The sequence below is a fragment of the Kushneria marisflavi genome (assembly GCF_002157205.1).
Classification (GTDB): Bacteria; Pseudomonadota; Gammaproteobacteria; order Pseudomonadales; family Halomonadaceae; genus Kushneria; species Kushneria marisflavi.
The window spans coordinates 2278587-2304021 of sequence record NZ_CP021358.1 but is presented as its reverse complement, the minus strand read 5'-3'; the positions used below and the strand labels follow the sequence as shown (position 1 = coordinate 2304021).

General features: G+C 60.8%; 20 protein-coding genes. 8 read left to right on the top strand and 12 right to left on the bottom strand.

Translation table 11 applies throughout. From position 1 onward, the window contains the following. Positions 1 to 3 precede the first annotated feature (3 nt). The 6 genes from B9H00_RS10445 to glnA all read right to left on the bottom strand — a co-directional run bounded on the left by B9H00_RS10445 (position 4) and on the right by glnA (position 7182). Positions 4 to 1341, bottom strand: a complete 1338-nt coding sequence (locus B9H00_RS10445) for a deoxyguanosinetriphosphate triphosphohydrolase (RefSeq protein ID WP_086900607.1) — start codon at positions 1339 to 1341, stop codon at positions 4 to 6. Positions 1342 to 1413: 72 nt separating this feature from the next. Continuing rightward, positions 1414 to 2277 (bottom strand): isocitrate lyase/PEP mutase family protein, encoded by an 864-nt coding sequence (locus tag B9H00_RS10440; RefSeq protein ID WP_086900606.1) that lies wholly within the window; start codon positions 2275 to 2277, stop codon positions 1414 to 1416. A gap of 129 nt (positions 2278 to 2406) precedes the next feature. Beyond that, positions 2407 to 3822: a nitrogen regulation protein NR(I) gene (gene ntrC / locus B9H00_RS10435; RefSeq protein WP_086900605.1), complete on the bottom strand. Its 1416-nt coding sequence runs from the start codon at positions 3820 to 3822 to the stop codon at positions 2407 to 2409. Beyond that, complete coding sequence (gene glnL, locus B9H00_RS10430) at positions 3815 to 4900, bottom strand: nitrogen regulation protein NR(II) (RefSeq protein WP_086900604.1); 1086 nt, start codon at positions 4898 to 4900, stop codon at positions 3815 to 3817. Before glnL ends, ntrC begins: the two co-directional genes overlap by 8 nt. Before the next feature lie 178 nt (positions 4901 to 5078). Beyond that, positions 5079 to 5633, bottom strand: a complete 555-nt coding sequence (locus B9H00_RS10425) for a DUF4124 domain-containing protein (protein WP_157663211.1) — start codon at positions 5631 to 5633, stop codon at positions 5079 to 5081. 142 nt (positions 5634 to 5775) lie between these two features. Further along, a complete protein-coding gene (gene glnA / locus B9H00_RS10420) occupies positions 5776 to 7182 on the bottom strand; it encodes a glutamate--ammonia ligase (protein WP_086900602.1) in 1407 nt (468 codons plus the stop codon). 527 nt (positions 7183 to 7709) lie between these two features. Here glnA and typA point away from each other — a divergent pair. Then, on the top strand, positions 7710 to 9542 hold the full coding sequence (gene typA, locus B9H00_RS10415; protein WP_086900601.1) for a translational GTPase TypA: 1833 nt from the start codon (positions 7710 to 7712) through the stop codon (positions 9540 to 9542). Between the two features lie 191 nt (positions 9543 to 9733). On the opposite strand, the gene B9H00_RS10410 is transcribed toward typA, so the two are convergent. Together B9H00_RS10410 and ligB are read right to left on the bottom strand one after the other, a co-directional pair. Next, a complete protein-coding gene (locus B9H00_RS10410) occupies positions 9734 to 9937 on the bottom strand; it encodes a hypothetical protein (RefSeq protein ID WP_086900600.1) in 204 nt (67 codons plus the stop codon). Between the two features lie 312 nt (positions 9938 to 10249). After that, positions 10250 to 11974: an NAD-dependent DNA ligase LigB gene (gene ligB / locus B9H00_RS10405; RefSeq protein ID WP_157663210.1), complete on the bottom strand. Its 1725-nt coding sequence runs from the start codon at positions 11972 to 11974 to the stop codon at positions 10250 to 10252. Between the two features lie 147 nt (positions 11975 to 12121). Here ligB and B9H00_RS10400 point away from each other — a divergent pair, with 147 nt between their 5' ends. Next, on the top strand, positions 12122 to 12424 hold the full coding sequence (locus tag B9H00_RS10400) for a hypothetical protein (protein WP_086900598.1): 303 nt from the start codon (positions 12122 to 12124) through the stop codon (positions 12422 to 12424). A 169-nt stretch (positions 12425 to 12593) separates the two neighbouring features. Then, positions 12594 to 13226, top strand: a complete 633-nt coding sequence (locus B9H00_RS10395) for a peroxiredoxin (protein WP_086620980.1) — start codon at positions 12594 to 12596, stop codon at positions 13224 to 13226. A 128-nt stretch (positions 13227 to 13354) separates the two neighbouring features. On the opposite strand, the gene wrbA is transcribed toward B9H00_RS10395, so the two are convergent. Next, positions 13355 to 13954, bottom strand: coding sequence for an NAD(P)H:quinone oxidoreductase (wrbA, locus tag B9H00_RS10390; RefSeq protein ID WP_086900597.1), 600 nt, complete (start codon positions 13952 to 13954; stop codon positions 13355 to 13357). A 253-nt stretch (positions 13955 to 14207) separates the two neighbouring features. On the opposite strand from wrbA, the gene B9H00_RS10385 reads away from it, so the two are divergent. Together B9H00_RS10385 and B9H00_RS10380 are read left to right on the top strand one after the other, a co-directional pair. Next, positions 14208 to 15383: an efflux RND transporter periplasmic adaptor subunit gene (locus tag B9H00_RS10385; protein WP_086900596.1), complete on the top strand. Its 1176-nt coding sequence runs from the start codon at positions 14208 to 14210 to the stop codon at positions 15381 to 15383. Beyond that, on the top strand, positions 15380 to 18487 hold the full coding sequence (locus B9H00_RS10380) for an efflux RND transporter permease subunit (RefSeq protein ID WP_086900595.1): 3108 nt from the start codon (positions 15380 to 15382) through the stop codon (positions 18485 to 18487). The genes B9H00_RS10385 and B9H00_RS10380 overlap by 4 nt, the downstream gene beginning before the upstream one ends. Here B9H00_RS10380 and B9H00_RS10375 read toward each other — a convergent pair. Continuing rightward, a complete protein-coding gene (locus tag B9H00_RS10375; protein ID WP_211329629.1) occupies positions 18457 to 19251 on the bottom strand; it encodes a 2OG-Fe dioxygenase family protein in 795 nt (264 codons plus the stop codon). The two genes, B9H00_RS10380 and B9H00_RS10375, sit on opposite strands and share 31 nt — an antisense overlap. A 171-nt stretch (positions 19252 to 19422) precedes the next feature. On the opposite strand from B9H00_RS10375, the gene pdxA reads away from it, so the two are divergent. Beyond that, positions 19423 to 20469 (top strand): 4-hydroxythreonine-4-phosphate dehydrogenase PdxA, encoded by a 1047-nt coding sequence (gene pdxA / locus B9H00_RS10370; protein WP_086900594.1) that lies wholly within the window; start codon positions 19423 to 19425, stop codon positions 20467 to 20469. Positions 20470 to 20546: 77 nt separating this feature from the next. Continuing rightward, on the top strand, positions 20547 to 22289 hold the full coding sequence (locus tag B9H00_RS10365; RefSeq protein ID WP_086900593.1) for a glycerol-3-phosphate dehydrogenase/oxidase: 1743 nt from the start codon (positions 20547 to 20549) through the stop codon (positions 22287 to 22289). Positions 22290 to 22359: 70 nt separating this feature from the next. Here the strand turns inward: B9H00_RS10365 and B9H00_RS10360 are convergent, their stop codons facing one another. Then, positions 22360 to 23661, bottom strand: a complete 1302-nt coding sequence (locus B9H00_RS10360) for an SLC13 family permease (RefSeq protein ID WP_086900592.1) — start codon at positions 23659 to 23661, stop codon at positions 22360 to 22362. After that, positions 23655 to 24503 (bottom strand): amidohydrolase family protein, encoded by an 849-nt coding sequence (locus tag B9H00_RS10355; protein WP_086901824.1) that lies wholly within the window; start codon positions 24501 to 24503, stop codon positions 23655 to 23657. Before B9H00_RS10355 ends, B9H00_RS10360 begins: the two co-directional genes overlap by 7 nt. A gap of 172 nt (positions 24504 to 24675) precedes the next feature. On the opposite strand from B9H00_RS10355, the gene B9H00_RS10350 reads away from it, so the two are divergent. Next, entirely contained in the window at positions 24676 to 25413 is a 738-nt protein-coding gene (locus tag B9H00_RS10350; protein ID WP_086900591.1) for a GntR family transcriptional regulator, read from the top strand. Positions 25414 to 25435: the final 22 nt, after the last annotated feature.

Genomic DNA, 25435 nt, shown 5'->3' with positions numbered 1-25435 from the left:
GCGTTACTCTCCGCGCAGCCTGCCGCCCATCTCCTGGGCGAGATCAACCGCGAAGTTGTCCGTCATGCCGCCGATGAAATCGAGCATACGGCGATAGCTGTCATACAGCGGCCATTGAGTCTGCGGCGTATTTTCTCCGATCAGTGCCAGCACGCGCTGATGCTTGAAGCTGGACTGCCCGGTGAAATGCAGTTCGTGCGCCGCGCCGATAAAGGCTTCGAGCAGAATCCCCAGCGTGGTGTAGGCGCCGATTTCAAGCTTGGCCTTGCGCGCATTGCGAAAGATGCGGTCACGGGCAATTTTCTTGGCCTCGCTCACGCCCCAGCCCAGGTCCGGATGGCACAGATCCAGCAGATCATCCTCAAGGCTGCCTTCCAGCAGCGCCTGCTCGTGGGTCACAAAGGTCGCCGCCACTTCATTGACCGCCCGCTCCATGGCCGCCCCGCGCAGGGCCGCCACCCGCCGACGCTGGGAGACATTCTCGCGCGACATGCGGGTGTAGTCCTCGGGCTCGCCGCCGGCAATATGGGTCAACACGCCAGCGACTTCCTCATAGCGCAGAATCCCCATTTCGAGACCGTCCTCGAGATCAAGCAGCGCATAGCAGATGTCATCGGCCGCCTCGACCAGCCAGGCAAAGGGATGGCGACACCAGGCGTGATCACTCACTCGCTTGAGTCCAAGCAGACCGGCCACACGCTCAAGCTGGTGCCTTTCCGATTGATAGGCCCCGAACTTGCCGGCAAGCCCCGCCCGCTCCACCGTCCAGGGATACTTGAGCATCGCCCCGAGTGTCGGCGCAGTCAGACGCATGCCACCACGAAACTGGTTGTATTCGATCTGGGTGACGACCCGAAACCCCTGAGCGTTGCCTTCATAGGTCAGAAGGTCGGCCCGCTGGGTCGGAGTCAACGCTTCGAGAAAACCGGTGCCGTCGGCTTCGGCGCGCTTGAACCAGTCACGAATGGCATACTCGCCGGCGTGACCAAAGGGCGGGTTGCCAATGTCATGACTCAAACAGGCCGCCTGCACGATGACGCCCATATCGGCCGGCGTAATCCAGTCCGGCAGCCGGTCACTCAAGCGCTCGCCCACGATCATTCCCAGACTTCGCCCAACACAGCCGACTTCCAGCGAGTGGGTCAACCGGGTGTGGATATGATCGTTTTCGGTCAGCGGATGCACCTGCGTCTTGCGCCCCAGCCGGCGAAAGGAGCCTGAAAAGACGATACGATCAAAGTCCTTGTGGAAAGGACTGCGCCCGATTTCGCGCTCGCGCTCGGTGGTCTTGTCATCCAGACGCACGGGGGCCAGCAACTGCTCCCACTGCATTTGACTCATCTCGCCTCGCCCCCTGAGACCCGCGCAGGTTGCGCTGGCCGTTGGTTGATCATGCTGGACGCCTGTCGGCGCTTATTCGCTGACATCCATATAGCGACGCGCCCATTCGCGGTTCTCTTCAAGCGTTGAGTAACGCGTGGAGAGCTCGGAGGCGTTCAGCTGACCGTCGGCGATCTGGCGCTGCTCGCGCAGGCAGTCATAGGTGGCCTTGATGGCGGCAAAATAGGCGCCATGGCCGTTGACCACTACACGAACACCGGCACGGGCCAAACGCTCACGGTCGCGCAGTTCGGGGTTGTCGTAGGTCACCAGCATCAAGGGAATGTTCAGATGCTCGGCAATGCTTTCCAGATGATCGAAATCGCGAATGCCGACCATGCAGATACCATCAGCACCGGCACGCTCATAGGCCATGGCACGCGTGGTAGCGTCCTCCACGCTGAGCACGCCGGCGTTGGTACGGGCAAAGATCGACATGGCCGGATCGATTCTGGCCTCCAGGGCCGCACGAATCTTGCCCACGCCCTCTTCCAGCGGCACCAGGTCGGTGGACTTGCGCCCGTACTTGGCCGGCAGCAGCGTGTCTTCGATGGTCAGCGCCGCAACACCGGCACGTTCGAGCTCAACGATGGTGCGCATCACATTGAGCGCGTTGCCATAGCCATGATCGGCATCGGCAATGATCGGCAGACGCGCTACCCGACCGATACGAGTGGCCTGTTCCACGAACTCGCTCAATGTGATCAGGGCAAAATCTGGGGCGGCCAGTACCTGCAGCGAGGCGACCGAGCCGCCCAGAATGCCGACTTCAAAGCCGAGATCCGCCGCGATGCGGGCGGACATGGGATCAAAGGTCGAGGCGGTAAAGAAGCAGTCTTCGCGGGCAAGCAGGTCGCGAAACTGGTGGCGCAGATCGTGCTGGGAGGGGGTAGCCATGACAACTCCTGGACATCATAAAGCGGCGATGGGCCTGAACGACCCATCCCTGATGGCGACCTACTTTATACGTTTGTCCCATAACGCACCAACATGGCACCCCCTGAAACGTGGCGAAACAGGTCCGGGCTAGTCGGCGCTGTCGGCCAGCGCCGGCAGCAGGACCTTGAGCTTGCGGGTCAGGGTATTGCGTCCCCAGCCCAGCAGTTCAGCGGCCTCGCCCTTGCGCCCGCCGGTGTGCTTGAGGGCGGTTTCGATCAGGATGCGTTCGAAATCCGGCACGGCTTCTTCCAGCAGGTGTGTATGGCCGGCCGCCAGTGCGCGGTCGGCCCATTCGCGAAAGGCACTGCGCCAGTCGCCGGCCCCCTCACCGGGGCTTTCCAGGTCGCGCAGCTCCGGCGGCAGATCATCGATGAGCACTTCACGGCTGGAGGCCATGACGGTCAGCCAGCGGCAGGTGTTTTCCAGCTGACGGACGTTCCCCGGCCAGGGCAGATGCGAGAGATGCTGTTCGGCCGCCTCGGTGAGCACCTTGGGCTCGGCGGAAAGTTCGCGGGCCGCCTCGGCCAGAAAGTGGCGAGCCAGCCGCGGGATGTCTTCGCGCCGCTCGGAAAGCCGGGGCAGATGCACGCGTATCACATTGAGGCGGTGAAAGAGGTCTTCGCGAAAGCGCCCGTCCTCGACCAGCTTTTCCAGATGCTGGTGAGTCGCGGCGATAATGCGCACATCCACGCGCACCGGCACATGCCCGCCGACCCGGTAAAACTCGCCATCGGCCAGCACGCGCAACAGCCGCGTCTGGGTTTCGGCCGGCATGTCGCCGATCTCGTCGAGAAAGAGCGTGCCACCATCGGCCTGCTCGAAGCGTCCGCGCCTTTGGGCAGTGGCCCCGGTAAAGGCGCCCTTTTCGTGACCGAAAAGCTCCGACTCCATGAGATCGCGCGGAATGGCGGCCATGTTCAAGGCAATAAAGGGCTGATGCCCACGCGGGCTGTGCTGGTGCAGGGCGCGGGCCACCCGCTCCTTGCCGGTTCCGGATTCGCCGTTGATCATCACGGTGATGTGGGAATGCGACAGCCGTCCGATGGCGCGAAACACCTCCTGCATGGCGGGTGCTTCACCGATGATCTCGGCCTGAATGCCTTCGGGCACACGAGCCGGCGCCTGACGCTCGCGGGCGTGAGCCACGGCGCGGCGCACCAGTGAGAGCGCATCGTCGACATCAAAGGGCTTGGGCAGATACTCGAACGCACCGCCCTGATAGGAGGCCACGGCACTGTCGAGATCCGAGTGCGCGGTCATGATGATCACCGGCATGTCGGCGTGACGCTCGCGTACGCGCGCCATCAGATCGAGGCCATCGACGCCCGGCATGCGAATGTCGGTGAGCAGCACGTCAGGCGCCTGGCGATTGATGGCCTCCTCGGCCTGATCGGCCCGCTCAAAGCTTGAGACTTCGATATCGGGCTGAGCGAGCGTGCGCTCGAGTACCCAGCGGATGGCGCGATCATCATCCACGATATAGACGCGGGCCGTATCACTCATGGGTGTCTCCCTTCTCTTGTCGGTCTTGTTCGGGTTCGCTGAATCCTTCCAGCGGAATCAGAAGACGAAATTCGGTATGGCCGGGGCGGCTGTCACATTCGATCAGCCCCTGATGCTGGTGCAGGATCGACTGGGCGATGGACAGCCCCAGCCCGCTGCCTTCGGCACGGCCGGAGATCATCGGGTAGAACAGCGACTCTGCCAGTGTCTCGGGCACGCCCGGGCCGTTATCGATCACGCAGACCTCACACACCAGCCGGTGGCGCTCGGCGCCCAGGGTAAACTGCCGCCTTGCCCGGGTCCGCAGCGTGACCGTCGGCTGCTCGATGGCGTTTTCGTTGAGCGCCTGTACGGCGTTGCGCGTAACGTTGAGCACCGCCTGAATCAGCTGGCCGGCATCTCCCATGATCAATGGCAGGCTGGGGTCGTAATCGCGCACCAGCGCGATGGTGTCCGTCTCGGCCTGCAGCAGGGCACGCACCCGCTCGACCACCTCGTGCACATTGATGGGCTTTTGCTCGACTGGCCGATTGGGCCCCAGCATGCGATCGACCAGATCGCGAAGGCGGTCGGCCTCCTCGATGATGATGCGGGTGAACTCGGTCAGGCTTTCATCGGGCAGGTCACGTTCGAGCAGTTGCGCCGCCCCTCGGATACCGCCCAGCGGGTTCTTGACCTCATGGGCCAGACCCCGCGTCAGGACCTTGACCATCTCCTGGCGGGCAATCAGCGACTCCTCGCGAGAGATGCGCATCAGGCGGTCACGCGGCTCGAACTCCAGCAGCAGCTCGGTTTTCGACAGCGGCGTTGCGGTGTAGTCCACCGTAATGCGCTCCCCGCTTGCCATGACCAGCTGCGTTTCACGCTGGGTATAGGGGTGTTGAAGCCGCAACGCCTCGAGCAGCATGGCGGCGATACGGCCGTCTTCACCTTCCAGACATTCAAGAGAGGTGCCCTGCACCCGTGAAAGGCTCAGTCCCATCAGGGCTTCCGCAGCCGGATTAAGCCAGCGAACGCTCAATTGCGCGTCCAGCAGCACCACAGCCGTGGTGAGATGTTCCAGCAGGCGTTGATACATGAAGCCCTCGTTAACGTCGTTTCCCTTTGATAGTGCAAAAAGCGCGCCACATATGACGGATGCAGCATATATCGCACCACAAGGGAAAGCTCTGTTGCCGCGCAGGCACGAAAGTGGCACAGGGGCGATGAAGCTCGGAACATGATGCACCCTTATGGTGCATAAAGACCAGCTGTGGCTACCGTGGGGAAGCGGGATCGGACTCGGACGTTGAGGCGGCCAATATCTCGAGGGTCATGACCCCTGATCGCTGTCGAACGGCGCCGGCACTGTCGAGCACCTCGGCCACCAGCGCATGGCGACCAGCCTTGAGCCCCATGGCCATCAGTACATGGCTGAACAGCGGCGACTGGTGACGCCGGCCATCAATGGTCAGCTGCACCCGATCACCGGCGCGCAGCCGCGGAACGATGTCAAGGCGCAGGGGGATACCTCGACGAGCCTGTTCGACCGTTACGGGGGCCGAACGCGGCTTGAAAGCCACACGCTGATAGGGTGCAAAGCGGGCAGGTGTGGCAGGCGTTATCTGATGAGTGCTGGAGTCACTGGAAGGCGACAGCACGCGCGGTGCGCGTATTTCGGCCCGCGTACCGCCAGGACGGTCGCTCCAGACAACGTTGCCCTGGGCGTCCGTATGGCGATAGACCGCGGCACGCGCCTGCGACGCAACGTCTGCAAGCAGCGAACAAACCACTAGTGTCCACAGCAACAGGTAACAGGAACGACCCGGCACGGCAGTGATTCCACAGGATGGGAAGCCGTCATTATGGATGGGAAAACTCGATCTCGAGACGATAAAAAGCCCCGTTAAAACGGGGCTTTTCCTTTCAGATGCCTTAAAGGAGCATCTTTTCTCAAGCCATGAAGGCTGAACCTTAGAGGCTGTAGTACAGGTCGTATTCCATGGGGCTTGGCACCATGCGGACAGCCGTCACATCTTCCATCTTGAGTTCGATGTAGGCTTCGATCATCTCTTCGGTGAACACGCCACCTTCGGTCAGGAAGGCGTGGTCATCCTTGAGCGCTTGCAGGGCTTCTTCCAGGCTCGAGGCAACCGTAGGCACGTTGAGCGCTTCTTCAGCCGGCAGGTCATACAGGTTCTTGTCCAGCGCTTCACCCGGATGAATCTTGTTGCGTATACCGTCAATACCGGCCATCAGCAGCGCGGAGAAGGCCAGGTACGGGTTGGCCATCGGATCAGGGAAGCGAGTCTCGACACGCTTGCCCTTCGGGCTTGCCGTGTAGGGAATACGGATCGAAGCAGAGCGGTTGCGAGCACTGTAGGCCAGCATGACCGGCGCTTCAAAACCCGGAACCAGACGCTTGTAGGAGTTGGTCGACGGGTTGGTGAAGGCGTTCAGGGCACGGGCGTGCTTGATGACACCTCCGATGTAATACAGCGCAGTCTCGGACAGACCGGCGTATTCATCGCCTGCGAACATGTTTTCGCCGTCCTTCCAGAAGGACTGGTGAACGTGCATGCCGGAGCCGTTATCGCCAGCCATCGGCTTGGGCATGAAGGTCGCCGTCTTGCCATAGGCATGTGCCACGTTGTGGATCACATACTTCATGGTCTGAACTTCGTCGCACTTCTGCACCAGCGTGTTGAACTTCACACCGATTTCGTTCTGACCGGCGTTGGCCACTTCGTGGTGATGCACTTCAACGGTCTGGCCTACGGCTTCCAGCGTCGAGCACATGGCACTGCGGATGTCATGGAAGGAATCGACCGGGGGAACCGGGAAATAGCCGCCCTTGACGCGCGGACGGTGGCCCATGTTGCCACCTTCGAACTTGCCGTCAGTCTCCCATGCACCCTCTTCGGAAGAGATGCGGAAAAAGGAGTGATGCATGTCGTTCTTGAAGTGCACTTCATCAAAGATGAAGAACTCGGGCTCGGGGCCGAAAAAGGCGGTGTCGCCCAGACCGGTGCTGCTCAGGTAGGCTTCGGCGCGCTTGGCAATCGAGCGCGGATCACGCTCGTAGCCCTGCATGGTGGCCGGCTCGATGATGTCGCAGCGCAGCACGATCGTGGGGTCTTCGGTGAAGGGATCGATATAGCCCGTGCCGTCCTGGGGCATCAGGATCATGTCGGACTCGTTGATGCCCTTCCAGCCGCCGATGGAGGAGCCATCGAACATCTGTCCGGTTTCAAAGAACTCTTCATCGACCATACGCGCAGGAATGGTGACGTGCTGCTCCTTGCCCTTGGTATCGGTAAAGCGCAGATCGGCCCACTTGATGTCGTTCTCTTCAATCAGGGCAAGCGTTTTCTCTGACATGTGACTCCTCCAATAAAAGGGATACTGCTTGAAAACCGTTAACAGGACGCCATCACTTCGCCACCGTTGTATCACGCGCAAGCACAGTGCATGCAAGTCCCGATGTGTACCCAAATAATGCATGCAGCGTGCCAAAATGGCGCATACCAATCGATCTCGATTTAAAAATGCTTTCGATACAGCAACTTAAAATCATCATCGAATGGCATGAACTCCTACAGGAGAATAAGATTACGCTCAGAACCACCATGTCGTCGCTTTAAAGCGCACCATTAACGCTCAAGGCATGCTCTTTGTGCACCAAAAAAGCGCACAGCCTGAAAGCGATCTGTCGTCCACTTGTCATGACAAACCTGTTTCATTGCACTTCACAGCGCCTGCGCCACGATTCCAGCTATTCGACTGACGACTTAGCCTATACAATGCGGGGCCAAATTTATTGCACGCTGCTGACATGACCGTTGAAACAATGCACGGTCATGCTCCTACCCTGAACAGGCGCGTGTACACAAAGGTGAAAACGCGTTATGTCCGATACGCTTACTTCCGGCAATATCGAGAAGCTGAGAAATATTGCCATCATTGCTCACGTTGACCACGGCAAGACCACACTGGTCGACAAGCTGCTGGCACAATCCGGCACCCTGGACCGCAAGGCGGAAAACCAGGAACGCATCATGGACTCCAACGACCAGGAAAAGGAACGCGGGATTACCATCCTGGCCAAGAACACGGCCATTACTTGGCACGACTACCACATCAACATCGTCGACACCCCCGGGCACGCCGACTTTGGTGGTGAAGTCGAGCGCGTGATGTCGATGGTGGATTCCGTGCTGCTGCTGGTCGATGCCGTTGATGGCCCGATGCCGCAGACTCGCTTCGTGACCCAGAAGGCATTTGCCCAGGGCCTCAAGCCGATCGTCGTGGTCAACAAGATCGACCGTCCGGGCGCACGCCCTGACTGGGTCATCGATCAGATCTTCGATCTTTTCGACAACCTGGGCGCCACCGACGAGCAGCTCGACTTCCCGATCATCTACTGCTCGGCGCTCAACGGTATCGCCGGCATGGACCCGGAAGATCTGTCCGAAAACATGGACCCGATGTTCCAGGCCATCGTCGACATCGTTGAGCCGCCGACCGTTGAACTCGACGGTCCGTTCCAGATGCAGATTTCGGCACTGGACTACAACAGCTACGTGGGTGTTATCGGTCTGGGTCGCGTCAAGCGCGGCCGTGTCCGTCCCAACCAGCAGGTCAGCGTCATTTCCCGTCACGGCGTCACCCGCAAGGGCAAGATCGGTCAGGTCATGACCCACCTGGGTCTTGAACGTGTTCAGGCCGATGAAGTCAGCGCCGGTGACATCGTCTGCATTACCGGTATCGATGATCTGTCCATCTCTGACACGATCTGTGATCCGTCCAATGTCGAAGCGCTGCCGGCACTGACCGTTGATGAGCCGACCGTTTCGATGACCTTCCAGGTCAACGATTCACCGTTCGCCGGTCGTGACGGCAAGTACGTCACCAGCCGTAACATCAAGGACCGCCTGGATCAGGAACTGATCCACAACGTGGCCCTGCGTGTTGAACAGGGGGAGTCGGCCGAGAAGTTCAAGGTCTCCGGTCGTGGCGAACTTCACCTGTCAGTGCTGATCGAATCCATGCGTCGTGAAGGCTACGAACTGGCCGTAGGCCGTCCGGAAGTCATCATCCGCGAGATCGATGGCGTGAAGCAGGAACCCTACGAAGAGGTCATCATCGACTGTGAAGAGCAGCATCAGGGCTCTGTCATGGAAGAGCTGGGCTATCGCAAGGGCGAGCTGACCAACATGAACCCGGATGGCAAGGGTCGTGTGCGTCTGGACTTCATGATTCCCTCGCGTGGTCTGATCGGCTTCCGTTCGCAGTTTTTGACCATGACTTCCGGCACCGGCATCCTGACCAGCCGCTTTGATCACTACGGTCCGCTCAAGGAAGGCGCAGGCGTTGAGCGTCGTAACGGTGTACTGGTCTCGATGGTTGATGGCAAGGCACTGGCTTATGCCCTCTACACCCTCCAGGACCGCGGTAAGCTGATCATCGACCACGGCACCGAAGTCTATGAAGGCATGCTGATCGGTATCAATAACCGTTCCGACGACATGGTGGTCAACCCGACCAAGGGCAAGAAGCTCGATAACATGCGTGCCTCGGGTAACGATGAAAACATCGTGCTGACGCCGCCGATCCGCTTCACGCTGGAGCAGGCCATCGAGTTTCTGGACAGCGATGAACTGGTGGAAGTGACCCCCGGCTTCATCCGCATCCGCAAGAAGTACCTCAAGGAAACCGATCGCAAGCGCAACAAGAAGTAAGCCCTTGCGTTAACGTTGTAACGTTTCCTGACACAAAAACGGCCTGCATGTTCTGCAGGCCGTTTTTTATCTTCAGGATATTGTCGAGATGCCGGCATCATGTCAGATACGGTATAACAAAAGCAGAAACACAAAGGCCGCTGCCCTTGCGGGCAGCGGCATTTCGTCGTCTGTCTGCCTCCCGGGGGAAATCAGGCAGCGTTACGACCGGGCATGGACGAGAAGTCGGTAGACGGCTGTGTGTTGCTGCGAGCGGCAGACTTTGAAGTGCTGATCTGTACCGGTTGCAGGCGACGCGCTTCGCGATCCGAAGCCCGACCAGAAAGCATCATCGTGCCCAGTATGAACATGACCAGCAGGGCGTAACCCATTGCGCCAATGATTAACAGTGCCATGGTCCTATCTCCTTTCAACGCGGCGTTATATGCGACGCGTTTTTACAATGGAAGCCAATTGCACAGCCATGTTCCTGATGGTGATCGCCTGCTCTGGGGCGCTGTGCTCCAACAAACCGCTGATATCTATTACCTGATCGGTGCCCCCTGTCCTGAGGGTAGGTACCGCATAAGGCGTTTAATCAGTAACCCTGTAATGCTTAATGTATCAGAAGGTAACGCAAATTACACTGAGTAATTAGTATCAAGGAAATTGAAAAGAACTATCACTCTACGACTTTTCAATATCAATGATGATGACAACTCTCACCCTCACGAACCCTCCGCATCATCCTCCCGTGTCCAGGGCACTGTTTTATCGAACCATTTATCAAGCAGCGCCTCTACTGTCTCGTCGTGCCAGAAGGCCATCAGTGTGGCAGCGTCGGCGCTGTTCAATCCCGGCATCGCCTGCCAGTCAGCACTTTTCAATGAGCGCATGAATACAATGTGGTTCAAACTATCGGCTGACCGAAAGACGACTTTAGGTTGAGAGTCGTAAAAACGGGCATGAGCGGGCTCCAGTGCCATGAGCAATCGTTGCAGTGATTGCTGTGCAGCCTGATCGAAAGCGCTACGCCATCGAGCGGCGCGAATCTCGCCGACACCTCTCAACGAGCGCAATGTAGCGCGCGATACATCCCGCCAATCGAGCAAGGACGTCACCATTTCGGCATCAATTAATCGTTTCCAGGTGCCCTCACCGATTCCGTGCATATCGAGCCCGTTACGGCTGCTCAGATACGTCAGGCGAGCCAGAAACTGGGTGTGGCACCCCTCGGTCAACTCCAGACAGCTCAGCGCGTTGAACCTTTCGGGATCGGGTACCTTCAGCGGCACCCGCTGATCGTTACGTACCACGACCTCATCAAGCCGCGGAATGGTCAGCCCGGCCAGCGAAATCATGACCTGATCGCCCGGGCGGATATCGGCCTGTTGCCAGCGCCCCAGAGACCCGGCGCTGACCCGCCGAATCGTTCGGTCTCCAAGCATCACCGGTTCAAGCTCCAGCACCGGCGTAATGCGTCCGGTGCGCCCGATGCTGAAATCAACGTTGCGGACCTCGGCAAGCGTAGCGACCGCAGGGTATTTCCACGCCGCGCTCTCCTCGGGCGGGGTATTGCGCCAGACGTTGCCGGGTCTCTGGACATCACGCTTGATCACCACACCATCGCTGGCAAAGGGCAATGTGTTTCGATACCAGTAGTCTCGCCAGTGCGCCACGTCTTCAATGGTGCTGACCGGTTTACTCCAGCGCTGCGGGTCCATGAAGCCCCAGTCGGAAAGCAGCAGGTGTCGCTCGGCAAGCGTTGCCGGGCCGTTGGGTAGCGCCCAGGCAAAGAATCCAATCTGATTGCGCGTCTGCTCGTCCGGATTGTGACGCTGCATCAAACCGGCGACACGTGAGCGCGCCCCGGCCGTACCATCACGACGCTGCACATGATCGATACGCTTGAGATAGAGCTCTCCCTGAACGACCACCCGCTCGGGTGATACGCCTTCAAGATGTTCTGGAATGCCATCAATGCCGATAACACCGTCCAGCCAGTCCTGACCGGTCAGGCCGTTACCGCGACTGGTTGCCTCAACCAGCACACCGTGGTCATACAAAAGCGTCACCGCCACGCCGTCTACCTTGGGCTGAACCCATAGAGGCCCTGGCGGTAATGTCTTCATCCAGCGATGGACTGCCGCCCGATCCGGCAGCTTGTTCAACCCGGTCTGTGGGATGGCATGACGCTGCTCGCCGCCGTTCAGGGTAACCGTGGGTGAAGGCTGTCCCAGACAAAGGCGCCAGCGTGTCAGCCGTGTCTGAGCCTGATCATGAACACCGTCAGGCACCAGCCGCTCGCCACGCTGATAATAGGCTTCATCCCAGCGGGCAATCTGAGCGGCCAGCGTCTCAAGACGCCCCTCGATCTCCTCGGCCGATGGACACGTTCCTTCCTGCGCCAATACAGGCATTGCCAACCCCGCCAGGGTAAATATGCCTATCATCCATTGCTGCCATCTCATACGCCCTCACCATCAACATTCGACATCACTGATATGCCTATCGACAGGAAAGCGTCTTTCTGAAGACGAATGCATTCAGCGTAACGGGCGCAAACTGCTAAACTTTTTTCACCAACGAGGAGACATGCCATGAGCAACGCACGCGAAGTGACATGGGATCAGGACGGGGTCGATCATGTCGCTGATCATGAGGAACTGACCCAGTTCCTGCACAAAAAGCCCAGGGCCGGTGACATCATCACGGCGCGTTATATGGGTGCCAACGTACGCCTGAAAGTACTGGATCGTCAGGGGGAAGATACCTCGATTGCCGAAGTTCTGGGGCTGAGTACCGAAGACGAAACGCGCGTCGACAAGCATGAAGGCCTGCACAAGGGAGAATCGGTGCTGGTCCCCGACAAGGATCGCGCCTTCATCCGTTATAGCAATTAATGCTTTTACACGTTCTTTTTATGCCTTTATGGAACCAGGTTAGGACAACTCGTTGTTTGGTTCTGCGGCCTGAAGTCGTCATTATCTGATCATGACCTCATGTCGGGTCGGACCCGGGCCGCAGGCCCTTCTGCTGACACCGTTTTCATTAATGCCAAAGGAGTGACAAATGGCGCTGCAACTTGGCGATACTGCACCGGATTTCTCTCAGGACAGCACAGAGGGAGTCATCAATTTTCACGAGTGGCTGGGTGATAGCTGGGCGATTCTGTTTTCTCACCCCAAGGACTTCACACCGGTGTGCACCACCGAGCTGGGTGAGGTAGCGCGCCTGAAGTCCGAGTTCGACAAGCGCAATACCAAGGCCATTGGCCTATCGGTCGATCCGATTGAAGACCACCACGCCTGGAAGGGTGACATCGAAGAAACCCAGGGTTGCGGGCTCAACTTCCCGCTGCTGGCCGATGCCGATCGCAGTGTCAGCGAAAAGTACGGCATGATTCACCCCAATGCCAACGATACCCTGACGGTCCGTTCGGTCTTTGTCATCGACCCCAAAAAGAAGGTGCGTCTGACCCTGACCTATCCGGCCAGCGCCGGGCGTAACTTCCAGGAAATCCTGCGTGTGCTCGACAGCCTGCAGCTGACCGACAACGAAAAGGTCGCAACGCCGGTCAACTGGCGTCAGGGTGACGACGTCATCATCGTGCCGTCGCTGAGCAATGAAGAAGCCGCCAAGCTCTTCCCGCAGGGCTGGGACGAGAAAAAGCCCTACCTGCGCATGACAAAGCTCAACAAGTAAGACATGCCGGGGGCGGCCACCATGGCTCGCTCCCCGTCACGAAAAACGCCCGGCTATATGGCCGGGCGTTTTTTTGATCGCGGCGCGGAATTTACCCGCAACGGCGACAAACATGGGCGCCAGGGCATCTACGCCGTCAGCTTTTTGGCAAAGCCTGCCACATACTCGCCCTGGAAACGGGCAATTTTCAGCTCGCGCGCGGTCGGCTGGCGCGAACCGTCACCGCCGGCCAGCGTCGAGGCACCATAGGGCGTACCGCCACTGACCTCGGAAATATCAAACTGCTCCTCGACCCCGTAACCGATCGGCACGATCACCATCCCGTGATGGGCCAGCGTCGTCCAGCTCGAGGTGATGGTCATCTCCTCCCCGCCGCCGGTACCGGTGGAGGTAAAGACGCTCGCCAGCTTGCCGCGCAGGGCCCCCTTCGCCCACAGCCCGCCGGTCTGGTCCAGAAAGGTACGCATCTGGCCGGCCATGTTGCCATAGCGGGTCGGCGTGCCCAGGATGATCGCGTCATAGTCGGGAAGCTCCGACGGCTCGGCAATCGCTGCAGACTGATCCACCTTGCCGCCGGCCTGTCTGAAGGCTTCCTCATCCATGGTTTCAGGCACGCGCTTGATGGTCACCTCGGTGCCCGATATCGAGCGTGCACCTTCTGCCACCGCGTCGGCCATGGTTTCGATATGGCCATACATCGAGTAATACAGCACCAGTATCCGGGACATCGTTTCTGTCTCCTTGAGCAGGTCTCAGCATTTATCCACGTTGATGTAACCCCTGTCAGCCTGGTGCATCGAAGCGTCAACCGCTCGACTTTTTCCGGCATGGCAGTGGTCATCATGTCCATAGGCGCTTCCTGCGGCTCTGCCTTAAGCGCGCTTGAACGAACGACGTTGCGACCCGGACGTATCCTCGTATGCTGTTAGAAGGCAGCACGCTTCGGCTGCCCTGAACGCCCTTGCCTGCGGAAACCTGCCCATGTCCGAGTCCCACGATGCCCGACGCCCGCTGATCTGGCTGGTGGCGCTGATCCCGATAGCGCTGGCCCTGATCTTCTGGTGGTGGCTATCGCGCGAGCAGGCGCCCGAGCGAGTCGGCACGCCCTCCCCGGTGGCCGTTGGTCTTGCCGAGGTCATCGAACGCCCTCTGAGCGCCACTCTGAGTGCTGTGGGGGATGTCGAGGCCACGGACTCGATCGAGATTGCGTCTCTGGTCACCGAACGCATTACCGGACTGCACTTTGACAGCGGCGAGCGGGTCAAGCGCGGAGACCTTTTGATCCAGCTCGATGACCGCGCCGAACAGCAGGGCCTGCGGGCGGCACGGGTCATCGTCGAGCAGGAGCAGCGGGAGCTCGACCGCCTCGAGCCGCTGGTGCGTCAGGGCTCGATCGCCACCCAGCAGAGGGATGCCCAGCGTAACCGGCTGGAAAGTGCCCGAATCGAGGCGGCCCGCCTGACCGCCGCGCTGGAGGACCGCACCATTACCGCACCGGTCAGCGGCCTCATGGGGCTGAGTCACTTAAGCGTCGGTGAGCAGATCAGCGCCGACACGCCGCTGGTGACGCTGGACAGCATCGATCGGGTTCAGGTCGATTTCTCACTGCCCGAGCGCGAACTGCAGCGTGTCAGTGAGGGCATGGCGGTGATGGCACGATCGGTGGCCTGGCCCGGTCGAGTCTTTCACGGCGAAGTCATCACCATCGATCCGCGTCTGGATCGGGACACCCGAACGGTCATGGTCCGCGCGCGCTTTAACAATCCCGATCTCGCCCTGCGCCCGGGCATGCTGCTTGATATCGCCCTGCTTCTACCGCCTCAACGCCGCCTGGTCGTGCCGGAAAGCGCCATCATGGGCGAGCGTGATCGCCAATGGGTGTTTGTGGTCACCTCAGAAGCGGACCACTATCGCGCCCACCGGGTCGACATCAACGTGCTCGAACGCGGGCCCGGCTGGGCCGCCATAGAGACCATCACTGACCGGCGCACGCTGAAGCCGGGCGCTTCGGTGGCCATCAGCGGCCTGCGCGATATCGGCGAAGATCGTGATCTCACCCTCGATGAGACCGCCGCACGCGACACGCCCGCCCTGTTTGAACAGCCCGGGCAGGCCTCCGACGAGACCGTACCCGCCTCGGAGACATCCACCCCATGACCCTGACCGATCTGGCCGTCACGCGACCGGTAGGCACCGTGGTGGTCTCGATGCTGCTGGTACTCTTTGGCACGCTGGCCTTTCTGGAGCTGCCCATTCGGGAGTACCCCTCCATCGAGGAGCCGGAAGTCTCGGTCGAGATTGCCTGGCCTGGCGCCTCGGCGGCGGTAGTGGAATCCCGCGTCACCCAGACGATCGAAAACGTGGTGGCCGGCATTGAAGGCGTGGTCAGCGTCGAATCCGAAAGCAATGACGGGGAATCCGAGGTCACGCTGACCTTTGCAAGCAGCATCGATCTCGACACCGCCGCCAATGACGTGCGCGATCAGGTTTCCAGGGTGGCGGACAATCTACCGGAAGGAGCCGAAGCCCCTGAAATCAGCAAGGATCAGGGCGGCAGCGACACGCTCATGATCCTGTCAGTCAAGACTGACCGAATGAGCGCCATGGCACTGTCGGACTATGCCGACCGTCAGCTTCTGGATCGCTTCTCGACCATCGGCGGCGTCTCACGGGTGCGACTGTGGGGCTCGCAGCTGCCGGCCATGCGCGTGGACCTGGATCGCCACGCCATGACCGCCCATGACATCACCGTCGATGACATTACCAGTGCCCTGGCCCGGGAAAATGTCGAATATCCGGGGGGACGGGTCGAGTCCACCACCCGGGAGTTCACCGTGCGGCTGCTGCCGGGCTATGAAACGGCCGAATCATTCCAGGCGCTGCCACTGCGCCGTGGCGAGGGTACGCGCACCGTCACGCTGGGTGATGTGGCCACGGTCGCGCTGGGCCCGGATACACGGCGCGAAAGCTTTCAGGTCGACGGCGCGCCCACCGTCTCGATCGCCATCAGCCGCCAGAGCACCGCCAATACGCTGTCCATCTCGCGCGATGTGCGTGCCACGCTCGAGGCGCTTCGCAACGAGCTGCCCGAGGGTATGCACATCGACATCGTCTCCGATGACACCCTCTACATCTCGGCAGCACTCAAGGAGGTGCTGCTGACCCTGGTCATTGCGGTGTTGATGGTGGTCGGCGTGATCATTGTCTTTCTGGGGTCGTGGCGCGCGGCGCTGGTGGCCGCCACGGTCATCCCCATCTCGCTGCTGGCCTGCGGCATGCTTCTGCTGGGGCTGGGGTTCAGTCTCAACATGCTGACCCTGCTGGCGCTGGTACTCTCGGTCGGACTGGTGGTGGATGACGCCATCGTCATGATCGAAAACATTCAGCGCCATCTGGAAGAAGGCGATACAGCACTGGTGGCTGCCTTTCGCGGTGCCCGTCAGGTCGCCTTTGCCATCATCGCCACCAGTCTGGTGCTGATGGCGGTGTTTCTGCCCATCACGCTGATGAGCGGCCAGACCGGGCGCCTCTTTACCGAATTTGCCGTCACCATTGCCGCCGCCATTGCCTTTTCCACCCTGGTATCGCTGTCACTGACACCGGTCATGGCCTCATGGCTGCTGGCCGGGCGTCAGGGATCGTCCTCGGGGCGATTCATGGCCGGTGTGGCGGCACGATATCAGCGTCATCTCTCCCGGATGCTGCACCGCCCGGTACTGGTTGGCAGTGGTTTTGTGGGTATGGTGATCATCACCTGCGCCGTCATCACCACGCTACCCACCGAGTACGAGCCCTATGACGACCGCGGCGCGCTGCGTATCAACGTCCAGGCCGAGGAAGGGGTCAACTTCGAGGAGATGCATCGACGCATGCAGGTCATGGAGCAGCGGCTGGCCCCCATTCTCGAGGACACGTCGCTGGTCGATAACGCCTCGCTGCGCGTGCCGTCGCCCGGTAACAGCGAAGGCGCCGTCAACAACGGCCGCTGGATCATCAGCTTTACCCCCTGGCAGACACGCGATCAGAGTACCCGGGAGGTAGCTGCGCGCATCAATGAGACGCTCAAGGGCTTTTCCGAAGTCAGCGCGACAACGCTGCTGCCGCGCGGGCTGAGCTCGGGCAACGCCACACCGGTACAGTTCGTGGTCGGCGGGCCGGATTACGCCACTCTGGGCGCCTGGCGCGACCAGCTGATGGCCGCCTGGCAGGACTACCCCGGTCTCGAGGCGCTCGACAGCGACCTGATCGAGACCACCCCCCAGCTTCAGATTCGACTGGATCGCGAACGCGCCGCCCAGCTCGGCGTCAGCGCCGAGACGGTCGGTCAGACGCTTGAATCCTTTTTTGGCGAGCGCAGCCTGACCACGTTCGAGCGCGACGGCCAGTCCTATGACGTGATTTTGCAGGGCATGCGTGAACAGCGCCTGACGCCACAGGCGCTGGAAGAGATTCGAGTGCGTAGCGCCAGTGGCGCACTGGTGAGTCTTGCCAATCTTGTCCATCTGGAAGAGGTGGCCGTCTCACCGACGCTGAACCGTTATAATCGGATTCGCGCCGTCACCTTTTCGGCCAACGTCGCCGAGGGCTACAGCCTGTCGCAGGTGCTTGATCACATGAATGCCACGGTTGACCGGACCCTGCCGGAGCAGGCACGCATCGACTACAAGGGCGCCACTCAGGATTTCCTCGAGGCCGGACGCGATCTGCTGCTGGTGTTCACCGTGGCGATCGCGGTCACCTGGCTGGTACTGGCCGCACAGTTCGAGAACTTCATCAGCCCGCTGGTGGTGATGCTGACCGTACCGCTGGGGATGCTGGGCGCCGGTCTTGCGCTGTGGCTGCTGGGCGAAAGCCTCAACCTGTATGCCCAGATCGGGCTTTTGATGCTGATTGGCCTGTCGGCCAAGAACGGCATTTTGATCGTCGAGTTCGCCAATCAACTGCGTGATGAGGGTATGGCGCTGCGCGAGGCCATATTGCAGGCCTCACAGACGCGACTGCGCCCGATTCTGATGACATCACTGTCCACCATGGCCGGCGCCCTGCCGCTGGTGATGGCCGCCGGTGCCGGGGCGGCCAGTCGCTTTGGCCTGGGTATCACGCTGCTGGCCGGCTGCGCCAGCGCCACCCTTCTGACCCTGGGCGTGGTGCCCATCGCCTACTACTGGCTGGCCGGCCACCAGAAGCCGCCGGGGCATCGCCGCCGCCAGCTCAAGGCATCCCTTGAAGATCACATCCCGGAGACGCCGCCGGAGAGATGATCCGGCGGCCGGCGCTTGAAGGTCAGCACCAGCAGGTCCCGCGTGCCGACGCGCGAGGCGTCCTCGGCCACGATGGGGGTGACGCCGTGCAGCACCCGGGTGTCGTCGACCAGCGCCATGTCCAGGCCGTCCGCCAGCGTAAACGCGGCCAGCTCGCGACGGTCGAGGTCGTGAATGTGGGAGACCCCCTCGCGAACGTTGTTTCGGTGGATCATCACCATCGCCACGAAGTCCACGCCGTCACGGTGCAGCCCCTCCGGCGTGGGCAGGCCGGCATCGATGCCTCCCCCCACCTCGATTCGAAACTGGTGCATCTCGACATGCCAGTCGACGTCGGGCGCACAGTGTCCGAACACGCCAAGACAGAGTTCACAGAGGAAGGTAAAGGCGTGCGTCGCCAGTGCCCCATCTTCCACCGGCTCAAAATGGCGCTCGATACCGCCATTGAGTCGATTGAAATCGGTGGTCTGAAAGTGCGCCTGATGAGGCCTGCGACACAGTTCATGCCCCCCGGCAGCGGCACTGAAGACAGCGTGACGGCGGCGGCGGTAGCGCCCGCCATCGCCCATGAAGCGGTCCGGGGCCAGGTGGTTCCAGTAGCGCCCCAGCACGTCATGATCCGGCGTGCGGTGCTCGCTCATCGCGCACCAGTCGTGAAAGACCGGCACGATCTCGGCGGCTGGCGCCAACAGGTAGCCATCGCGCTCGAGCCGCTCGGCCAGCGACGTGAGAAGCGTTTCAAGGGGGGCATCATGCGTTGGCACATCACACATCAGGGTAACCACCGAGAATAAAACAGGAAGGTGGAGCCATCGCGTATCCCGTCAGACCCACCCTGACGGTACGCGAAACAGAGCGCTATTATGGCATCGTCGATCACTGCCGCCCATGACGTTGTGCTCACGGCGGCTGTCTGCCAACAAAAGGGCCTCCCCATGTCTGCATCTCCCCGCGCTCCCATCGCCATCACCATGGGCGACCCGGCCGGCGTCGGCCCGGAAATCATCGTCCGTTTGGCCTGCATGCCGCGCGAAGGCACCACGCCGCTACTGGTCATCGGCGATATCGAGCGCCTGCGCGCCACGACGGCGCGACTGGGCCTGGCCCTGACCCTTGTGCCCATCCAGCACCCGGGCGAACTGGACATGGATAAAACCACACCGGGACGGCTGGCCGTGCTACCGGCAGGTCCGCCGCTGCCGTCTGATCTGCCCCATGGACAGGTCGATGCCCGCGCCGGGGCCGCCGCCTATGCTTACGTCAGTCGCGCCATCGATTTCGCGCTCGACGGTTCGATCAGCGCCATCGTCACTGCCCCGCTCAACAAGGCCGCCATGGCCGCGGCCGGCATCCCCTACCCCGGACACACCGAGATTCTCGCCGACCGCGCCGGCACGCAGGACTTCGGCATGATGCTGGCCAACGACGAGCTGCGCGTGATGCTGGTATCGATCCATCTCTCCCTTCGTCAGGCCATCGACGCCGTCACTCCCGAGCGCGAACTGCGTGCCATCCGCCTTGCCGCCCGGGCGTGCCATGCCTACGGCATCGATCATCCTCGCATCGCCGTCGCCGGGCTTAACCCGCATGCCGGCGAAGGGGGTCTGTTCGGCGGGGAGGATGACGCCATCATTGCCCCGGCCATCGCCCGGGCCCGGGAAGAGGGCATCGACGCTTCCGGCCCCTGGCCGGGCGATACGGTCTTCATGAACGCCCGTCGCGGCCACTTTGATGCCGTCGTGGCGCAGTATCACGATCAGGGTCTGATCCCGGTGAAGTATTTAGGGGTCGATAACGGCGTGAACATCACGGTAGGGCTGCCCTTCGTGCGTACCAGCGTCGACCACGGCACCGCCTTCGATATTGCAGGCCAGGGCATTGCCGATCCATCGAGCCTTCTGTACGCCCTCAAACAGGCCGAGGCGATGGTGAGCGCGGGGGCCACAAATCGACCGGTCGGATGCAACATTGGCCAGCGGTAGTACACTGAAGGCATGACAACGCCGCTGCGAGTTTATCCGCGACGGCGCGCCACTCCTTCATGACGCGGAGCAGGACGATGCAACTCAGGCAAAGCAATATCGAAAGGCTGGCCGACGGCGAAACCTACGACACGCTGATCATTGGCGGCGGCATCAACGGTGCGGTCTGCGCCGCGGCACTGGCCGGGCGCGGCGTCAAGGTCGGTCTGGTGGAACAGGGCGACTTCGCCGGCATGACCAGCATGTGGTCGTCCAACCTTATCTGGGGCGGCATCAAATACATGGAGTCGCGGGACTTCAAGCTGGTGCGCGAACTGTGTGTCTCGCGTAACCATCTGATCAAGCACTATCCGTCGACCGTGCAGGAAATCCGCTTTCTCACCACGATCACCAGGGGCTTTCGCTGGCACCCCCTGATGCTGTGGGCGGGCACCTGGATCTATTGGCTGTTCGGCAACTGCTTTACCCGAGTGCCACGCCTGCCGGGCCTTGGCACCATTAACCGCGAAGAGCCGGTCATCAACACGACATCGGCCACCGGCTGTTTCGAGTACTCGGATGCCTTTTTGCACGACAACGATGCCCGCTTCGTGTGGAACTTCGTGCGCACCGCCATGAACAGCGGCTGTGTGGCGGCCAACTATGTCGAGGCCACCGGCTTCGAGCGTCAGGGCAAACTCTGGCACGTGGGCCTGAAAGACGTCATGAGTGGCCGTGAATGGACGGTCAAAACGAAGACGCTGGTCAACGCCTGCGGCCCGCTGGCCGATCGCACCAATGCCCTGGCACACAAAAAGACCGAACACAGTCATGTGCTGTCCAAGGGCATCCATCTCATCGTCGATCAAATCACGCCCAACAAGCGCGTGCTGGCGTTTTTCGATGAGGACGGACGACTGTTCTTTGCCATCCCCATGGGCACCCGGACCTGTATCGGCACGACCGACACCCGCACCGAAGATCCGCACGCGGCCATCACCGACGACGACATCAGGTTCGTGCTCGATAACATCAATGCGCGTTTGTCGCTCGAAAAGCCGCTGGACCGGGATGACATCATCGCCACCCGCTGCGGCGTGCGACCGCTGGCCGTACAGAACACCAGCGGAGGCGACCGCGACTTCCTGCAGCTCTCGCGCAAGCACGAGATCGATTCCGACATCGATCAGGGCTTTATCAGCATCTTTGGCGGCAAGCTCACCGACTGCATCAATGTCGGCGAAGAGATCGTTGACCTGGTCAGGACCATGGGCATCGACATCCGCTTTCCCGATTACCGCTGGTACGGCGAGCCGGTGGATGCGGTACGCGACGAGTTCTTCCACCAGGCGCGCCTGATGAAGCTCGACGATTACACCGATGCCAGCGCCTCCGAGCCGCTCTCGACCCGGTTGTGGCGGCGCTACGCGGCGCATGCGATCGGTATACTTGAGTACATTCGTGAGGACCCGCGCCAGGCAGAGATCCTCATCGAGGGCACCGAATATATCCGCGCCGAGGTGCGTCAGGCGGCGCGTCGCGAGATGATCACCAAACTCGAGGACTTCCTGCGACGGCGCTCCAAGATCAGCCTCGTCTCGCGTCAGGAGACCATTCGTCAGTCGGAAGGGCTGATGGAGGCGTGTGAGATCCTGTTTGGTGAAGACGCCCGGATGCGCTTTGATGAATACTTCCGTGATCACCCCGTGACCGACGGCATTTCCCGCGATCCGGGCGCCGGACCTCTGCCGGCCGATGGCGCCACCAACGATCCCGCCACCGAACGTGAAGCGGCTTCAACGCCCCAAAAGGAAGGCGATTTCGAAACGCTGAACTGGTAGTGCCCTCATGAAAACGCCGTCGGGGGAAACCCCGACGGCGTCATGCCTTCTTCTTCATGGGCAGACGTGACTAGAAGACAAACGCCAGCGCCAGATTGAAGACCAGGGCCACCACAAAGCCCAGCGGTGCAGCACGAAAGAGCAGTTTCGGAAAGAGCGCCGTACGGCTTTCTTCGCTGGGGCAGGAGCCCAGAATCAGGCTGCCGCCCGAGGAGAAGGGTGAAATGGAGGTCGCCTGTGCCCCTACCACAATGCTGATGAAAATGATCATCGGATCGATCGACAAAGTCTGCGCGATCGGCATCACGACCGGGAAAAGGGCCGGCGTGACGACGCCCAGGGTGCTGGCAAACAGCGACATCATGGCGGCAATCACCCCAAAGACCACCGGTACCAGTACGGGAGGAATGCTGCCGCTGATCCAGGAGGCCAGCAGATCGATCGTTCCGGCCTTCATGGCAATCGCAATCAGCATGCCGACCCCGCAAATCATGATCAGCGTGCCCCAGGGAATGCTGGCAATGGCCTTGCGCTCATCTCCAAGCTTGAGCAGCAGCGCGATCACGGCAAAGACACTCGCGACCAGACCGATGTCAATACGGGCATTGACGTAGTTGATCAGCGCATTATCCGGGGCGATCAGTGCCGCGATGGGCGGTGCGAGCACCACGGCCATCATGATCAGCGTCAGTAACAGCGTAATGCGCTGATCGCGATTGAGCGGCGCGGGCGCCTCCACGTGCGACATGGCATCGGCCATGGCCCGCTTGTTGCCGGCCAGAAACACGAACCCTGAAATCACGATCAGCGGAATCACGGCCGTGGAGAGGAAAATGCCGATCCCGTTGATGAAGGCCGTACTTTCCGGCACGCCCGAGGCGGTCATCAGGCCACGAAAGATGATGCCGCTCTGACTGGAAACGAAGTTGGCACCGGCCAGTGCCCCGTAGTTCACCGACATGCCGCCAATGATCAGGCTCAATCCGGTACGAGCACACAGCAGGATCGTGATCGGGGCCATGAAGGCCAGCACCGTGTAGTATCCCGCGCCCAGCGCCGAAATCAGGGTCGCCGCCCCAAAGATGGCATAGGGCAGCAGGTGAGGCACATTGCGACAGCGATACATCATGTGCTCGGCCAGCTTTTCAAGCGTGCCGTTGACGATGGCAAAGCTGTAGAACAGACAGACCGAGAAGATGATGAAAAAGAGTTTCAGCGGCCAGAGGTTGATCACTTCGGAGGGCTTCATGCCCATCACGAAGCTTCCAATCACATAGGCCATCGCAATGGCGAAAAGCCCGATATTGATACGCGTCAGATAGCCCAGCGCGATGGCGGCAACGATCGCCCCCACGATCAGCAGACTCAGCATTGGTGATTCTCCCGGACATCAATCATGAAAAGACGCGCCGGGTTATCGATCATGACCTTCCGACGCAGCGCAGGGTCAGGCATCAGCGTTTCCCCAAGGGCAAACTGGGACGCATAATCGGTCTGATGCTCAAAGCGGGTATGCGGCCAGTCACTGCCCCAGACCAGGCGCTCGGCATGACCTGCGCCATGACAGAGCGCATCGATGCTGGTACGGGCCTGATCGACGCTCAGCCCGCTGCGATAGGTGGCCGAAAGCTTGACCCATAGATTGCTTTCGCCCAGCAGGTCCAGAAACCAGCGATGCTCGCGGCGCGTGACATCAAGGGCTCCACCTTCCGGCAGGCCGAAATGATCAATCACGACGGCCACGTTCGAGGCCAGAATGGCTGGAACCACGGCGTCCAGATCCGCCAGCGTTCGCTGAATCTCGACAGACCAGCCCCGATGGGCCAGCCGGGTAAACAGGTGCTGCCAGTGGGCCGCGCTGTAGTCGTCCAGCGTTTTCCCGACCAGATTAAGTCGTATCCCCACAACGCCGGCTTCGCCCAGCACGTCGAGCGAGGCGTCATCGATGTCGGGCGCTACCACGGCCGTGCCACGCAGACGCTCGCCATGTTGGCGCAGCGCCGAGAGCATGTAACTATTGTCGGTTCCCAGAAAGCTTGGCTGTACCAGCACCCCATGAGAGAGCCCGCAGCGGTCCAGATGCGCCAGATACTGGCTGACATCGGCATCGTAGTCAGGGCTATAACGTCGCTGACTGGCCATGGGAAGATGCTGACTGAAGATATGGGCGTGCGTATCCACCCCGGTGATGGAAACGTCATGCTGATCGGTCATCTGAGCTCCCTGCATATCGGCATTCTGGGTACCTTGTCATGAAAAAATTGTTATCGTCGTATAGTCATATATATGAATCGAGACCTTATAGCGGCCCGATATCGCGGTCAATCGCGTCACGATGCGACATTGGTTCTATACATTTACCCACGCTTATTGATGACAGGTATTCATGAGTGACTGGAAAGAGGGATCGGACGCGCGTTTGCCGCTCTATCAGCGACTGCGCGAGGAAATCATGGACAGGATCGCCAGCGGTGAATGGCCCCCGGGCGGCACCATCCCCACCGAAGCGGAGCTGACACGCCGCTATGGCATTGCGGTAGGCACGGTCCGCCGGGCCATCGATACACTGGTCAATGAAGGCCTGCTGGAGCGCAGCCAGGGACGTGGCACCTTCGTCCGCCGACCGGACTTTGACGCCTCCTTCTTTCGCTTTTTTCGCCAGGTCAACGCCGAAGGTGAATCACGGGTGCCGAGCAGCCGGATTCTTTCCGCCACCCTCTCGACGCCGCCAGTCGAAGCCTCCAGAGCGCTGGGGCTTGCCGACAACGAGCCGTGTCTCTGTCTTGACCGGCTGCGTACCCTGGAAGATGACAGCCTGCTGACCGAGAAGATATGGCTGCCTGCCTCACGCTTTTCCGGGCTGCTTGAGGTGCCTCTTGAAGAGTTCGGCACGCTTTTATATCCCTTTTATGAGGCCCGCTTTGGCCAGCGGATCGGATCGGCACGCGAGACGCTGACCATCGCCTCAGCCGATGCATCCACGGCCGGTCGACTGGGCATCGCCCCCCGCGACCCCGTAGTGGTCATCGAACGCATCGCACTGGGTTATGATCGGACGCCGCTGGAATATCGCTGCTCGATGGGGGCAGCGGCCACTTTCCGCTATCAGATCGAGATCTCCTGAGTCATCCTCTACGGCGCCCATG

Bases quoted from the DNA above. Each gene is read 5' to 3' on its own strand.
- B9H00_RS10445 (WP_086900607.1), bottom strand. From the start codon at position 1,341: ATGAGTCAAATGCAGTGGGAGCAGTTGCTGGCCCCCGTGCGTCTGGAT.
- B9H00_RS10440 (WP_086900606.1), bottom strand. From the start codon at position 2,277: ATGGCTACCCCCTCCCAGCACGATCTGCGCCACCAGTTTCGCGACCTG.
- ntrC (WP_086900605.1), bottom strand. From the start codon at position 3,822: ATGAGTGATACGGCCCGCGTCTATATCGTGGATGATGATCGCGCCATC.
- glnL (WP_086900604.1), bottom strand. From the start codon at position 4,900: ATGTATCAACGCCTGCTGGAACATCTCACCACGGCTGTGGTGCTGCTG.
- glnA (WP_086900602.1), bottom strand. From the start codon at position 7,182: ATGTCAGAGAAAACGCTTGCCCTGATTGAAGAGAACGACATCAAGTGG.
- typA (WP_086900601.1), top strand. From the start codon at position 7,710: ATGTCCGATACGCTTACTTCCGGCAATATCGAGAAGCTGAGAAATATT.
- B9H00_RS10410 (WP_086900600.1), bottom strand. From the start codon at position 9,937: ATGGCACTGTTAATCATTGGCGCAATGGGTTACGCCCTGCTGGTCATG.
- ligB (WP_157663210.1), bottom strand. From the start codon at position 11,974: ATGATAGGCATATTTACCCTGGCGGGGTTGGCAATGCCTGTATTGGCG.
- B9H00_RS10400 (WP_086900598.1), top strand. From the start codon at position 12,122: ATGAGCAACGCACGCGAAGTGACATGGGATCAGGACGGGGTCGATCAT.
- B9H00_RS10395 (WP_086620980.1), top strand. From the start codon at position 12,594: ATGGCGCTGCAACTTGGCGATACTGCACCGGATTTCTCTCAGGACAGC.
- wrbA (WP_086900597.1), bottom strand. From the start codon at position 13,954: ATGTCCCGGATACTGGTGCTGTATTACTCGATGTATGGCCATATCGAA.
- B9H00_RS10385 (WP_086900596.1), top strand. From the start codon at position 14,208: ATGTCCGAGTCCCACGATGCCCGACGCCCGCTGATCTGGCTGGTGGCG.
- B9H00_RS10380 (WP_086900595.1), top strand. From the start codon at position 15,380: ATGACCCTGACCGATCTGGCCGTCACGCGACCGGTAGGCACCGTGGTG.
- pdxA (WP_086900594.1), top strand. From the start codon at position 19,423: ATGTCTGCATCTCCCCGCGCTCCCATCGCCATCACCATGGGCGACCCG.
- B9H00_RS10365 (WP_086900593.1), top strand. From the start codon at position 20,547: ATGCAACTCAGGCAAAGCAATATCGAAAGGCTGGCCGACGGCGAAACC.
- B9H00_RS10360 (WP_086900592.1), bottom strand. From the start codon at position 23,661: ATGCTGAGTCTGCTGATCGTGGGGGCGATCGTTGCCGCCATCGCGCTG.
- B9H00_RS10355 (WP_086901824.1), bottom strand. From the start codon at position 24,503: ATGACCGATCAGCATGACGTTTCCATCACCGGGGTGGATACGCACGCC.
- B9H00_RS10350 (WP_086900591.1), top strand. From the start codon at position 24,676: ATGAGTGACTGGAAAGAGGGATCGGACGCGCGTTTGCCGCTCTATCAG.